This window comes from Desulfitobacterium dehalogenans ATCC 51507 (assembly GCF_000243155.2).
In the GTDB taxonomy this organism is placed as follows: Bacteria; Bacillota; Desulfitobacteriia; order Desulfitobacteriales; family Desulfitobacteriaceae; genus Desulfitobacterium; species Desulfitobacterium dehalogenans.
On the sequence record NC_018017.1, the window covers coordinates 2023165 to 2038046 of the forward strand.

Genomic DNA, 14882 nt, shown 5'->3' on the forward strand with positions numbered 1-14882 from the left:
GTGCAGGCAAAAGGAGGAGAACCCATTGGCTACAAAACAGCTGCCGCCGCAACTGGAAGAAACTGCAGAGTCTTCCCATATCACTTTGGTTGTGTCCCATCCCTGGCTGCAGGAAGCTTTTATGCGCTTGCTGCAGGATGCGGGGATTGCCGTATCTGTTATAGCAGAGCCGGAGGAACTGCTGAAGGGCGTGGATGAAACTGTGGATATCGTGATGGTGGATGTCATGGCTTATCAGAGCCAGTACCGGCATTTGTTCGAGATGATGAGGCAAAAGCACCCGGGGCTTTTGATCATTGCCCTGTTATCCGAACATACGGCTTACCACGCAAGCAATGTAGCCAAGGCCGGAGCCAATGGGATTGTGATTAAAGAGAATGCGGATACTGAATTGCTGTCAGCCTTATATAGCGCACTGTCAGGGTCCCGTATTACAAAACTCTCCTCCCGATTGCTGAATGCTGTAAAGAAGTGTGAAGCCATGCAAGAAGAGGAGGTAGCCAAATTGATCGAAAAGAAAGAGCTGGAAGAAAAAGATGATGGAGGCCTATTGGGAAGTAAGTTTGGCAGAAGAAGTTTCTTAAAAGGTACGGCCGCGGCCGCGGCAGTGGTTGGCGTTACCACATCCGTGCCGGGAGGGCTGACCAATATGTTAAGCCCTGTCACGGCCCAAGCCAGTGAAAATCCGGAAGAAAAGGTTTACGCAGTAAGCTGCCGCAGTAATTGTTTTTCCGGCTGCCATTTGAATGCCACCGTCCGCAACGGAAAATTAGTGAAAACAGAAATGAGAGAATTTCCTGACCCCGAGTACAGCCGTGCTTGTTTAAAAGGGCTGACTCATGTCCAACGGGTTTATGATCCGGATCGTTTGAAAAAGCCAATGAGGCGCGCAGGCAAACGGGGTGAAGGTCAGTGGGAAGAAATATCATGGGATGAAGCTATTAATGAAATCTGTACCAAATGGAAAGCCATTCGCAGCCAATACGGGGACAGTGCGGTTTCCTTTGCCAGTTTGTCCGGTTGCTTTGGCATCAACTCATGGTACAGCTACCAGCCTCTGATGAACTTAATGAACGCTTCTTCATTTGCGCACAATGTAGACGCGGCCTATGCTTATACAGCCTTTACTGTATTTGGTTTAGGCCCTTTCAATTGCGGCAATGAAACCAAAGATATTAAAAATGCCCGGAGTATTATCGTCTGGGGGTCTAACCCGGCGGAAGCTCAGATCCAGAGCTGGCACTTTTTTGCTGAAGCCATCGATAATGGGGCGACGATGATCGTCATTGATCCGAACTATACGATTACCGCATCAAAAGCGAAACATTTTGTGCCCGTCAACCCGGCAACGGACGGTATCCTGGCCATGGCGATGATCAATTTGGTCATCGAAGAGGATTGGGTGGATTGGGATTTTGTGAAGAAATCCAGTGTCGGACCCTTTTGGGTGATCGAGTCGGAAGATAAGGATTTGGATGGTTTATTTTTACGTACATCCCATTTCCGTCCTTTGCAGGAGGGAGAAGAAGATACCATCCTGGTTCGTGACGCCGACGGGAATTTTGCCTCGCCTCAGAGTATTTCCGATCCTGTGGTGGAGGGTGCCGATCATATCGAACTGTTGAAAGACGGCGTTAAGATAGCCGTTAAGGTTGAGACAGCCTACGCCAAGCTTAAAAAAGCCATTGCAGCCTACACACTGGCTGACGCCGTGAAGGCTTGCGGTGTCGATGAAGCTATGATTCGGGAAATTACCCGGATTTATGCAACCCAAGGGCCTTCGATTATTTATAACGGCTATGGCCCCGACCATTATACCAATGGCCATCAGGCGGTTTTTGCCATCACCACTCTGGCCATCCTTACCGGCAATGCCGGCAAAAAAGGCGCCTTTGCCGGGAATCCTGGCAATGCGGCCCTGTTTCTTAACTATGGAGCCGCAGCCCCTGATGGAATCGCCACCAAATCTCCGGTAATCAATAGTATTGTTGGACCGGATACCATAAAAAACAAAAAATATGGAGATATCCCCGTGGATGTGAAAAGCCTCTACGTCAGCTGCGGTAACATGATCGGTAATTGGCCGGATCGCAACGCCTGGCTTGAAGCCTTTGAACAGTTGGAGCTGGTTGTGGTCGCCGACATGACCATGTCGGATACCGCCATGTACGCAGATATCGTGCTTCCGGTTTGCCATTGGTTCGAGATGTCCGACATTCTCACGACGGTTACCCAACATCCCTATATGCTGCTGTCTGAGAAGGCCATCGAACCCCTGTATGAGAGTAAAACCGATTGGGATATCATTGCTCTCCTGGGACGCGGTATGGGATATGAAAAATATTTTAATAAGACCGGAGATGAATTTGTAAAAGAATTCGTGTTTGGCGCTCCCCAATCCATGAGGGCTCTAGGTGTTCCTGAGAATGTCACTTGGGACAATTTAATGAAGGAGAAGGCCCTGCGGGTTTTACCTGGGGACAATTATATTCATGGTGAAAACGGTGTCTTTCCCACGGCCCATGGCCGCGCGCAATTCTATCTGGAACGTCCCTATCCCATCGGCGGTTTTTATGGGCAGGAAGTGGATTTGGTGAAAGAACGCCTTCCCTATTGGGAACCGGCTACAGAAGTATTTGCAGATAATCCCCTTAAGGAAAAATACCCCCTTTCTTTGATTCAGGGCCACAGCCGTTTTCGGACGCATACCCAGTGGGGATTGGGCGTTCCCTGGCTGAATGAACTGATTACCAAACACTCCGAGAAAGAACCCAGTGTTCAGCTGAATCCCTTGGATGCAAGAGCGCGGGGTCTCCAGGAGGGTGATCTTGTCAAGCTTTATAATGACCGGGGATATGTAGTAGTAAAAGCCATTTTAAATGACGGCATCCGGCCTGGGACGCTCCTCATGTATAAAGGCTGGCAAAGAGATCAATTCATTGAAGGGCACTATCAGAATTTGACCCTTAGCAAGGCCCATGGTTTTTGCGCGAATTCCCCCTATTTTGATGTGCTTGTCGAAGTGGAATTGTACAAAGGAGGGAAGCACTGATGCGTTATGGAATGGCCATTGATTTAAAGCGCTGTATCGGCTGTCACACCTGCTCCGTAGCTTGCAAGCAGGCCAATAATTTGCCGAACCATATTTGGTGGAACCGGGTGCTGACCATGGGCGGGGAAAGTATCGATACGGCGGAAGGCTCTTATCCCAATGTAAAAATGCAGTATTTAACGGTAAACTGCCAGCATTGTGAAAACCCGCCCTGCACCAAGGCCTGCCCGGTAGGTGCTACGTATAAAAGAAAAGAAGACGGCATTGTCATCCAGGATTATGACAAATGCATCGGTTGCCGGATGTGCATGGTGGCTTGCCCTTATAATGCCCGCAGCTTTAACTGGAGCAAACCGGAGTATTATGTGGACCACGCCGTGGGAGATATTGACGCCCCGGCCCATCAATACAATGTGGTGGAAAAATGCACCTTCTGTGTGCACCGGATTGCCAAAGGAGAAAAACCCGCCTGTATGGTGTATTGTCCGGGCCGCGCCCGCTACTGGGGAGATCTCGATGATCCGAACAGCGAAGTAAGCAAGGCCATCCAAGGCCGCAGCTACGTCAAATTGCTCGAAGAAAAGGGTACCAAACCCTCCACCTTCTATTTAACCTAGGAAAGGGGCGAAACTACATGAGTGCAAAAGAGCAACGCAAGATCTTTACCCAACCCCTGTTTATCATCTTCGCCCTGCTCACCATAGTGGGCCTCGTCTGCTGGTTCCTGCAGCTGACCAAAGGGCTGCAGCTTACCCATCTGAACAACTACAACACCTGGGGCCTTTATATTATCGGCTTCATGATCTTTACCGGCATCGCAGCCGGCTCCTTGATCTTCGCTTCCTCAGCCTATCTTTTTCCGGCCATGGCGGAATACAAGCCCTATACCCGGATCGCCGCTTTTGTGGGAGCGATCGGCAGCGTGGTAGCCGCCGGGCTCTTTATCATCGTGGACATCGGCAACCCGGAACGGGCCTGGCATATCATCACCAGCGCCAATATTGCTTCCCCCATGTTCTGGGATACCGTGATCCTGGGTACCTATGTGATCCTTGGTATTTTCTTTACCCGTCAGCTTATGGCGGTACACGCGGGACGGAAAGAAGAAAAATCATTAAAAGGGATCGCGGTCGTATCCTTTATCGCCGGGCTCTTCGTCATGGTCACCTCTTTTGTTTTTGCCCTGCAGGTAGCGAGACCTTTGTGGAACAACCCGGCGGAGCCGGTATCCTTTCTGGCAGCGGCCCTGGTCGCTGCGCTGGCACTCCTAATCATTATCTTTACCGTCCTGAATAAAAGCGGCTACATCGACATAAGTCAGGAGAAGCTCAGTAAGCTTGGCAAACTGGCAGCCGTCTTTCTTTTCTTCGAACTCTTCATCGTCCTCGGGGAAGCAGCTATTGGGCTGTATGTCGGCAGCGGGGAAGAAGCGGAGATCATTCACTGGCTGGTAAAGGGAGAGGGCGCACCCTTCTTTTGGGTAGAGCTGATCGCCATTGTGGCCGGGCTGGTACTGTTGCTCAGCAAAAAGCCGGGTGTGCTGGCCGCAGGATCGGCAGTCTCAATCTTTGCCATCTTCATGATCAAATACAACCTCTTGCAGGCGCAGCTTTTGAATCCGTTGATCACTTATGCGGGACCCCCCGGATACGGCGGCGGAGAAGGGGTCTATTTGCCATCTCTGGTCGAACTCGGCGTAGCCGTGGGCATTATTTCCCTGGGCGCCCTGCTAGTGATAATTGGGCTGGATAAGCTGAATTTGGGGTTGAGATCCGGCAAGGGAGCCGGCAGGGCTGCGGATAGCTTCTCGGGCAAAGCCGGGCAAGCCTAGAATGTTTTCATTCTGAATAAAGCAAGTTTTTATCATATCGAGGCAATTGCAGGCGATTTCAAGTAAGTCGTCTGTAATTGCCTTTTGGTATATGAATCGGTCCCAAATTCGTAAGCGCGTACGAATTTGGGACCGATTCATATGTACGTAAATTTACGGACAACCTTGTACGGAGGACACGCTTTTATTGAGATAAAGCAATATGCTAGAATTGATAAAGCAATTCTTAGAACATAAGAGGTACGTATGGCGGAATCAAATGGACGCATCCCTGCCCAAGAGGAACAGATCGCCGCGCTGAAAAACGCCCTGACTTTATTGGAGAGCGCGCGGGAAGCTGAATATCGCCGGATTTCCCGGGAACTCCATGATGAGGTCGGGCAATCCCTTACTTCCTTATTGCTGCAAATCAAAGCCCTGCAAATGGAAGAAATGTCGGCGGAAGCGGCGGATGGGCTGAATTTTTTGCGTACGACCGTTACCGATATGTTGGGGAATGTACGCCGTCTCGCGCAAAACCTGCGGCCTGTTGTCCTGGAGAATCTCGGTCTGGTTGCGGCTATCGAGTGGTATGCCGAAGGCTTGATGGAGCACGCCGACATCGACATTGCCTGCCGCCTGCCCCGGGAAAGACTGGTGATCAGCGAACGGATCGAATTGGCGGCATACCGGATCGTCCAGGAGGGGTTAACCAATATCCTTCGCCATGCCAAGGCCAACAATGTGGTGATTCATTTAAATGCCTATAACGGTAAGCTGATCCTCTCGATCCGCGACGACGGCTGTGGTATGAATACAGATAATAAACGGAATGGGCTTGGCCTGAGCGGGATGCGGGAACGGGCCATGCTTTTGGGCGGCAGCCTGCGTATCCTAAGTGGAATCGGCCAGGGAACTCAGCTGATTGTTGAGCTTCCGCTGTCAGAGAAAGGAGACGCTCAATGACGAAAGCCAGCTTGTTTTTAAGCGATGATCATAACATCCTGCGCCACTCCCTGTGCTTGCTTCTGGAGAAGTACGGGTATGTCATCTGTGGGGAGGCGGCAACCGGGGCGGATACCATTGCCGCAGTCAGTCAATTAAAGCCTGATCTGCTGCTTTTGGATATCACCTTACCCGATATGAATGGAGTAGAGGTAACGGCTGAGCTCATCGGACTTTTGCCCGATTTGCGTATTCTGGCGCTGACCATGCACGATGAGAAGGATTACCTTCTGCCTTTTCTCGAAGCCGGCGGACATGGTTATGTCCATAAATCGGCGGCGGACGCTGATTTGCTCAATGCCATCGAGCGGGTACTCGCCGGGGAGATGTTCCTCCGGCCCCCTGGAGTCCAACTTCTGGCCCAGAGCCACAAAAACCTCAAACAACAGCAATCCGCTTCTTCCGCAGTCCAGCTTTCTAAACGCGAGCGGGAGGTGCTGGGATATCTGGCGCGGGGTTATACCTACAAGGAAATCGCCGAGCTTCTCTATCTTTCGGTGCGCACCATCGAGACCTACCGGATGCGCATCATGAATAAACTGCAAATCAATAACCGTTTTGAACTGGTGGAATACGCCATTGAGCACCAGATTTTTCCGAACCGTCCCGATCGTGAAATTCCGTAAAAACCCGTACACGCATACCGGAAAAAAACAGCTGTAAAAGAGACGTGTTTTCCTGGATTTATAGCTTCCTTCTTTTCTATATAATGACCTTGGCAAGAAAGAAGTGTTCGAAATGCTGTCACAAGAGAGTATCCATAACAACATAAGGAAGAAATCCGGCAAATACATCTGCTTCCTGCTGGAAAAAAATACGGAACGCGGCAAGTATTTACGGAGGCTCCTTCAGGCCGAAAACCTGTCCGTGCTCTCTTTCTATTCACGGCAGGAGGTTTTGGAAAAGGTGAATGATACCACACAGGTCATCATTGTCGACGCCACGGATTATGGTGTGGATTATGCCGCCTTCTTTGCCGAGCTGCGGCAGAGAAGTCCTGGCATCGCCGTTGTTGCCCTCTTGGCCGACAGTTCAAGGGCCTATCGGCAGCATATGCTCTCAGGTGGTGCTGATGCCGCCTTGGCCATTGAGCGGGCTGACGAATTACTGGCTGCAGCAGTATGGCATAGCGCCCGTAAGAATACTTCGGTTTTTGCCTCCAATGATTGTGTAGAGCAAGCGAAGGAGGGAATTCAAAACGTGAAAGAGGATCTAAAGTTATTTGAACGTCAGTTTAACAGGAGAGCATTTCTTAAAGGATCCGCTGCTGCTGCGGCAGTTACCGGTGTGACGGTCGCCAGTCCGGGGAAGATGGCAACCAAGGCGCTGGCCGCTGGGGACGGGACCGCGAGCGTAAAACAGGAGCAAATTTTTTATGGTGCTTGCAGGGCTAACTGTTTTGGCGGCTGCCGTCTGAAAATTACGGTCCGCAATGGCAAGGTAGTAAAAACACAAATGGCCGAGGTTCCGGACAAACGCTACAACCGGGTCTGCGCCAGGGGATTGACTCATACTCAAATGATGTATAGTCCCGACCGGCTGAAACATCCGCTGAAAAGGGTGGGGGAACGTGGAGCCGGGCAATGGGAGCAGATTACCTGGGAAGAAGCCATTAAAACGATAACGGACACATGGAAAAAAATCCGGACGGAATTAGGAAATAATAGTATAGGATTTTCCCACGGCACTGGCAGCAACGGCGTATTGACCAATAACGGTTTTCACAGGTTGCGCAATTTGATGGAGGCCACCTGTTTTTATTGTAATTATGACAGCAATCATATAGTTACGATTGGTCAGTGTTTGGGCATTGGCCCTAATTATAACGGGAATGAAATGGCCGACCTGATAAATGCTAAAACAATTATATTTTTTGGCGCCAATATTACTGAATCGCAACCTCAGAATTGGCATTTTGTAAAGGAAGCACAGGAAAATGGCACTAAGCTCATCTGTATTGATCCTGTCAGCACAACCTTGGCGATCCGTTCCGATATTCACGTGCCAATCCGTCCGGGGACTGATGCTGCCTTGGCTATGGCGATGATGAATATCATTATAAAAAACGGCTGGACTGATGACACATTTATCAAAAAGTCTTCAGTTGGACCTTTTCTGGTAAAAGAAAGCGACGGTACTTATTTAAGGTTTAGTGACCTGTGGCCATTGCCGGAAGGAGAACAGGATGCTATTGTCGTCCGGGATAAAGATGGGAACATCGGTGTTCCCGGTAGAATTCCAGATCCTGTCATCAAAGGCAGCTATACGGTCAACGGTATCAAAGTGACAACAGCTTTTGACCTTCTTGTCAACAGGGTGGCAGAGTGGACCCCTGAGCGTACGGCGGAATTATGCGATATTCCGGTAGATCAGCTTCATGAAATTACCCGTATTTACGCCACCGAAACACCAAGCACTATTTTTACAGGGTTTGGGCCGGACCATTATGTGAATGGCAATCATGCTTATGTAGCAATATTTGCCTTGGGCATGATCACGGGTAATATCGGCAAACCGGGTGCGAGCACCGGCTGGCCTTTCAACCTGGGCTTCAACATCAATGCCGGAGCTATTTCGACTGCGCCCGGATCGCCAATCGGCCCTACATTACCTCAGGTTAAAATTCCCTATATTGTGGAAAATAAGCAATATGGGGGCAAGCCTTTGGAGCTCAGAAGTATCTATCATGTCAATACGAATCCATTGGGCAATTTCGCCGGGCGTCAGGAACTTTTGCAAGCATATGAAAAGCTGGAGCTCATTGTCGCGTCCGACTGGAGACTGACGGATACGGCTCGTTATGCGGATATTGTGCTGCCGGCTGCTCACTGGTTTGAGGTGGAAGATATTCATAGCAGCGGTCAGACAACCTGGACGGCGTTCCAGGAAAAAGCGGTGGAGCCGCCTTTTGAATGTAAGTCCGATTGGGAGATGATCCGGATGTTGGCGGAGGCGATGGGGTATGGAGAACATTGCTCCTACACCGACAGTGAAATGCTCAGAATGGCTTGCGAAGGTCCCGGACCGGAGGCATTCGGTATTTCTTACGACAAGCTGAAAAGCGAAAAAGTGGTAAGAGGGGCTCTCCCTCCCGGTAAAACGTATCTCTATGGAGAAGACGGTGTTTTCAAGACTGCAACCGGTCGCGTTCAATTTTATTTTGAAAATCCGCAGCCGGATTATCTTTATGATCCTGTAAATCAAAAGATTAATCCCGATGAAGAACGCCTGCCTTATTTTGAACCGCCACGCGAAGCATGGCCTGAAACGGTTGGAAGTTTTACCAGAAAGCCATTGGCTGAAAAATATCCTTTGGTGTATACCTCCGAGCGCAATAAATTAAAAACCCATACCATGTTTGGACATAACCCATGGTTGCTGGAATTATATCCTGAACCAATAGTTAAAGTAAATCCGCAGGACGCCCGACAACGGGGCATAGCGGACGGAGATTATGCCAAAGTATACAATGACCGGGGATACGTGGTTTTAAAAGTTGTTTTCAGCAGCGGCGTTCGGCCAGGAATGCTTGTAGTACCTAAAGGATGGCAAGCGGATCAATTTAAAGAAGGGCATTACTCCGACCTGGTGGGAAATTTGGTTGACGATTATAGGCTGAATAATAATTATTTTGATACCTTATGCGAAATGGAAAAAGTATAAAGGAGGGCTGATACATGCGTTATGGAATGGCTATTGATTTGGAGCGCTGCATTGGCTGTCACGCTTGCTCGGTAGCGTGCAAGCAAGCGAATAATCTGCCCAATAAAATTTGGTGGAACCGGGTTTTGACAGTGGGCGGCGAAGCGATGGATACAGCAATGGGAACCTATCCTAATAATAAGATACAGTTTCTGCCGGTAAACTGTCAGCATTGTGATAATCCGCCCTGCACCAAAGCCTGTCCGGTCGGCGCCACTTACAAACGGGAAGAGGACGGCATTGTTATCCAGGATTATGACAAATGCATCGGCTGCCGCATGTGTATGGTGGCTTGCCCCTACAACGCCAGAAGCTTCAACTGGAGCAAACCGGAGTATTATGTGGACTTTGCCGCCGGCGACAGCGACGCGCCTGTTCATCAGTACAATGTGGTAGAAAAATGTACCTTCTGTGCCAACCGGATTGCCCAGGACGAAGTTCCTGCCTGCATGGAGCTTTGTCCGGGAAGGGCCCGTTACTGGGGTGATCTGGACGATCCGAACAGCGAAGTGAGCCGCGCCATCAGAGGCCGCAGTTATGTTAAACTGCTCGAAGAAAAGGGTACCAAACCCTCTACCTTCTATTTAACGTAGGAAAGGGGCGAAATGACATGAGTGAAAAAGTACAAAAGAAGATCTTTACCCAACCCCTGTTTATCATCTTCGCCCTGCTCACCATAGTGGGCCTCGTCTGCTGGTTCCTGCAGCTGACCAAAGGGCTGCAGCTTACTCATCTGAACAACTACAACACCTGGGGCCTCTACATCATCGGCTTCATGATCTTCACCGGCATCGCGGCCGGCTCGCTGATCATCGCTTCCTCGGCCTATCTTTTTCCGGCCATGGCGGAATACAAGCCCTATACCCGGATCGCCGCTTTTGTGGGAGCCATCGGCAGCGTGGTAGCCGCAGGGCTCTTTATCATCGTGGACATCGGCAACCCGGAGCGGGCCTGGCATATCATCACTAGCGCCAATATCGCTTCCCCCATGTTCTGGGACACCGTGATCCTGGGCATCTATGTGATCCTTGGTATTTTCTATACCCGCCAGCTCATGGCGGTACACGCGGGACAGAAAGAAGAAAAATCTCTGAAAGCGATTTCCATCGTATCCTTTATTGCCGGGCTCTCCGTCATGGTGACCTCCTTTGTCTTTGCCCTGCAGGTAGCGAGACCGTTGTGGAACAACCCGGCGGAGCCGGTGTCGTTCTTAGCCGCTGCTTTGGTTGTCGCCTTAGCCCTCTTACTCATCATCTTTGCCATACTGAATAAAAGCGGCTATATCGACATAAGCTTGGAAAAGCTTAACAAGCTCGGTAAACTGGCCGCGGTATTCCTGTTCTTTGAGCTATTTGTTGTCCTCGGGGAAACCGCCATCGGCTTGTATGCCGGAACAGGGGAAGAAGCGGAGATCATCCATTGGCTGGTAACCGGAGAAGGGGCGCCGTTTTTCTGGATAGAGCTGATAGCGATCCTCGCCGGACTGGTGCTTCTGTTAAGCAGGAAGTCAGGAGCCTTAATCTTAGGTTCAGCAGCAGCGATCTTGGCTGTCTTTATGATCAAGTACAATCTCCTTCAGGCCCAGCTTTTGAATCCGCTGATCACTTATGCGGGGCCCCCCGGATACGGCGGCGGAGAAGGGGTCTATCTGCCCTCTTTCATTGAGATTGGCGTGGCTGTGGGCATTATCTCCCTGGGGGGACTGCTGGTGATGATTGGGTTGGATAAACTCAGCCTGGGGATAAAATCCGGTCTGAACATGTCCGGCTTAGAGCGCGGAATTAAGTCCAAACAGGCCTAAACTTTTTCTGTTTGAGGAACGCAATTTTCAGCGTTCCTCTTTGTCGTGATTTTTCACTACAGAACCTTTCCAGAATTGGGAGTATAATTATGTTAAGAATAAAAGGTGAACAGCGTTAGGAGGAAATTATGCAAAAAACAACCCAACAGGAAATGCAAACGGCGATCGCAGCCTCGGATCTCTATCAACTGCTGGCGATGTGGCTGCAGCTGCCAACCAGGGAAATTGCGGCAGGTTTGTTGAATGGAAGTCTAGCCGAGGATGTCCTGGCTATTTTTGATGAACTGGGATTTCCTGCTCACCTGCAGAAAGGTTTGAAGTCGGTATTTTCACAAATTCAGGAGGAGAGCAAAAGTCAGGAAGAGCTCTTTTCTGATTTGCGGAAAGAGTATACCCGCTTGTTCACCCACCCGAAGCAGCCCCAGATCCATATTTATGAATCCCTCTTTCTCTTTAATCCGGAAGGAGACGAGGCAAGGCCATCCCTATTCATCAGCCCGGCGGCTTTGGATGCGGAACGCTGTTATAAAAAAGCAGGCGTGGCCCGTGCCAAGGAAGTCAACGAACCCGGCGATCATATGGCAACAGAGATGGAATTCATGATGTTTCTTTATCTGCAGAAAGCTAAAGCCTTGCAGGAAGGCGACCGGACTGAAGTTGAGCGGAGAGGGAAAGAAATACAGGAGTTTTACGAGATCCATTTGCAGAAATGGGCGAAAGAATTTTTTGCCCGCTGTAGCACCTTGAGTGAGCATCCCTTTTTTAAGACGGTGGGCGAAATCGGAAGTATTTTTATGAAAGAAATGTTGCCGGCTCATTAAAGCGGTTTGCGTACGGACTGCAGAGGAGGCAGAATATGAGTATGATATTTAGCAAGGGCGCTTATATAGACATTGAAGAGAAGCGATGTTTGAATCTGAGGCACCAGGAGGTTGAGTGCAGCCATTGCCTGGGGCATTGCCCGGCGGAGGCTATTGTTTACAGCGAGGGTCATATTTATTTGGACAAAGATCGATGCAGCGGCTGCGGGTTATGCTTCAGCGATTGCCCCACCGAGGTCTTCCGCTCCAAACAATGGGATGAAAGCACGATCATCCGAGATATTGAAGACGAAGGATGGAAAGTTACCGAGTTTTTCTGCGGCAGGCATACCGCACCGTACAAAATGGATAAGGCGAAGGACCGGGGAGCCGTCCAACTGCCGGCTTGCCTCAGTGCTGTTTCCAAAGGGGCCTGGTATGAAGCGGGCCTGAAAACGGAAATAGAAATCCACCTGGACCAATGCAAAGACTGTCCTCTGGCCAAAACCATTCCGCGTTTGGAGTACAATGCCGGTATAACCGCGGAATGGCTGGAGGCCTCAGGAGAATCCCCAGCTTTCAGCTATATCCGCTTAAGCGGTCAGGGTAAAACCAAAAAGAGCTTGTTGGCCATTGAAACCGGTTTAAAGGTTACCTCCCGGCGTGATTTATTCGTATCCTTAATCAATAAAGGACAGCGGTTGGCGGGGAAAGGGACCGGCGGAACAAACACCTTCCCGGAGGAACACGATAAGAACATGCGCAACAGCTGTCTGCCGGGTTGGCAGCGGCGTCTTGGCGAAGTGCTGCAGCAAAACAGCAGCAATAAAGACAGCGCCCATCCGGCCTACTGGCCCACCATCAAAATCAATGAGCAATGTGTGAACTGCGGGATGTGCAGCCGTTTTTGCCCTTCCGGAACCTTGCAGATCACAGTTAAAGAAGGTGAGTGCAATCACCTGTTTACCAGCGGCTTCTGCCTGGACTGCCGGATCTGTCAATTGTTCTGTCCCCGGGGGGCTATAAGCAGGGACCGGGAAAAAGTCAAAAGGCCTTTTGAAGTGTTGTCCATCGCCAATAATTCAAACACGACTTGCCAGATTTGCGGGTCTGCAACCGCTCATCGCGGCAAAAATTTATGTTATTGGTGCGAGCAGGAGGCTGCCAGCGATCAGGAGCTAAAGAGTTCTTTCCGAAAAATGTTCTCAATAACGAACAATTAAATGAACCAACCCGTCCTCTGTGTTTGGTTGTTTCAGAAATAGTGCAGTATAGTCAAACTAAATGGATGATATGGCTCTCCTTCGGAGAAACTAGGAAAGTTGTTAAAACTATGCCGTTTTTGAGGAGTACTGCAGCCATGACAGGTTCAACACTCACCATTCTGCTTAGCTTTGGGACAGGGATTTTGTCCCTGGTAGGGCTTATGTCCATCTTTATCTCCATGAACAGTCAACACAATGTGCAGCGCAGCCGGGAGATCCTCTGGACCTTGGCTGCCCTGCCCTATGAGAGGAATTTATTTCATGAGAAAGGCTCGATTGGCAAGGAAGTCTTTCGCCACTTCATTATCTATGAACAAATTATCAATCAAAAGCATGGTTTTTCCAAGATTATCATCCAATTTGCACAATATGCCCTGGGGTTTTGCATCCTTATCTGGACCACTATGGGCTTTAGTCTGATGTTCTCGGAGCGCCCTCTTTTTGAAAAGATATTCATCTTCAGTGGCTGGCTTTTGACAGTTTCCTTTACCCTTTACTTTATCCTGAAAATCTTTGAGGAACTTAAAAGTACCAGTAAGGTAGGACGCCTGCCTGCTGTAGAAGAAATCGTGGATGCCGATCGTGTCAACTCAGGGATAAGCGTGGTGACATTAGCCGCCATCTCTTCCTGTATTCGCATGGTGGATTCAAGGGTCTATTTAGGTTTTCCGCTACCTTTTAAAAACCTACGCATCAATCTTTCCTTTTTCGATTCCAAAGAGGGGGGCCTTCCCGACATTGGTTCCCGTCTGACCTTTAAAGAGTGCATGGAAAGCTACACACCCCTCGACCCGGAGAAGTTTGAAATCTTGGAAGATGACTACTGCTGGTATCTGATCAAGATTCTTGATCATCATAAAAACGGACACAAAGATAGTTTGATTACTCTGGAGGTTCTAAGCCTGCAGGGCTTGGTGACCGTTGAATTCTATATCGAAGAGTTCTCTGGCCAAAAGAATACCAGCTTAAATATTTACCCCTATTCTTTTGAAGAGCGCTTTATTAATCGGGTAAGCACCTTAGATCCCTTTAGCATTAATCAAATAAAGAGTAGTACAGAAGTGAAAGAAGAAGTGAACTCTTGCTTGAATTAATGGATTTGCTATCAAACAATGTAGAAAAGAAAATTATTATAACTAATCCCATATATATTGTGTGAAACTTTTAACTAATCAGGGTTGACTTTTCTATAGCTCCTGGTGTATGGTCATTAATGTAAATCTTCGTGTTAATAAAAATTTCCAGATAGTAAAAATCTCCCCTAAGCACCTCAAGATCAATTATTTTTAAACTCAAATATTAAAACGCGACGACAATCCTCAGCATCGTATGTGAAAATAAGATCAATCACTAGTTCCCGTCGGAGATAAGCTAAGGCTTATTCTATTAAACTTTATCTAAAGGAAGGTGGTGCTGGAGGTAAAGGACGTAACAGCGGGTACCTAAA

At 49.1% G+C, this 14882-nt stretch carries 11 protein-coding genes; all 11 read left to right on the forward strand.

Features of this window, described 5'->3' with window-relative positions:
• Positions 1–25: 25 nt before the first annotated feature.
• The 11 genes from DESDE_RS09715 (at position 26) to DESDE_RS09765 (ending at position 14529) form a co-directional block, all read left to right on the forward strand.
• Positions 26–3052, forward strand: coding sequence for a molybdopterin-dependent oxidoreductase (locus tag DESDE_RS09715; protein WP_014793868.1), 3027 nt, complete (start codon positions 26–28; stop codon positions 3050–3052).
• Positions 3052–3669 carry a 4Fe-4S dicluster domain-containing protein gene (locus tag DESDE_RS09720; protein ID WP_014793869.1) on the forward strand — a complete coding sequence of 206 codons (618 nt, stop codon included), beginning with the start codon at positions 3052–3054 and terminating at the stop codon, positions 3667–3669. Before DESDE_RS09715 ends, DESDE_RS09720 begins: the two co-directional genes overlap by 1 nt.
• Positions 3670–3686: 17 nt before the next feature.
• On the forward strand, positions 3687–4883 hold the full coding sequence (nrfD, locus tag DESDE_RS09725) for an NrfD/PsrC family molybdoenzyme membrane anchor subunit (RefSeq protein WP_014793870.1): 1197 nt from the start codon (positions 3687–3689) through the stop codon (positions 4881–4883).
• Between the two features lie 246 nt (positions 4884–5129).
• On the forward strand, positions 5130–5828 hold the full coding sequence (locus tag DESDE_RS09730) for a sensor histidine kinase (RefSeq protein WP_014793871.1): 699 nt from the start codon (positions 5130–5132) through the stop codon (positions 5826–5828).
• Entirely contained in the window at positions 5825–6493 is a 669-nt protein-coding gene (locus DESDE_RS09735) for a response regulator (RefSeq protein WP_014793872.1), read from the forward strand. Before DESDE_RS09730 ends, DESDE_RS09735 begins: the two co-directional genes overlap by 4 nt.
• Before the next feature lie 280 nt (positions 6494–6773).
• On the forward strand, positions 6774–9530 hold the full coding sequence (locus tag DESDE_RS09740) for a molybdopterin-containing oxidoreductase family protein (protein ID WP_158309866.1): 2757 nt from the start codon (positions 6774–6776) through the stop codon (positions 9528–9530).
• A gap of 14 nt (positions 9531–9544) precedes the next feature.
• Positions 9545–10162 carry a 4Fe-4S dicluster domain-containing protein gene (locus DESDE_RS09745; protein WP_014793874.1) on the forward strand — a complete coding sequence of 206 codons (618 nt, stop codon included), beginning with the start codon at positions 9545–9547 and terminating at the stop codon, positions 10160–10162.
• Between the two features lie 17 nt (positions 10163–10179).
• Positions 10180–11370, forward strand: a complete 1191-nt coding sequence (gene nrfD / locus DESDE_RS09750; protein WP_014793875.1) for an NrfD/PsrC family molybdoenzyme membrane anchor subunit — start codon at positions 10180–10182, stop codon at positions 11368–11370.
• A gap of 128 nt (positions 11371–11498) precedes the next feature.
• Entirely contained in the window at positions 11499–12191 is a 693-nt protein-coding gene (locus tag DESDE_RS09755) for a TorD/DmsD family molecular chaperone (protein ID WP_014793876.1), read from the forward strand.
• Between the two features lie 35 nt (positions 12192–12226).
• On the forward strand, positions 12227–13393 hold the full coding sequence (locus tag DESDE_RS09760) for a 4Fe-4S binding protein (RefSeq protein WP_014793877.1): 1167 nt from the start codon (positions 12227–12229) through the stop codon (positions 13391–13393).
• A 137-nt stretch (positions 13394–13530) separates the two neighbouring features.
• A complete protein-coding gene (locus DESDE_RS09765) occupies positions 13531–14529 on the forward strand; it encodes a hypothetical protein (RefSeq protein ID WP_014793878.1) in 999 nt (332 codons plus the stop codon).
• Positions 14530–14882 lie beyond the last annotated feature (353 nt).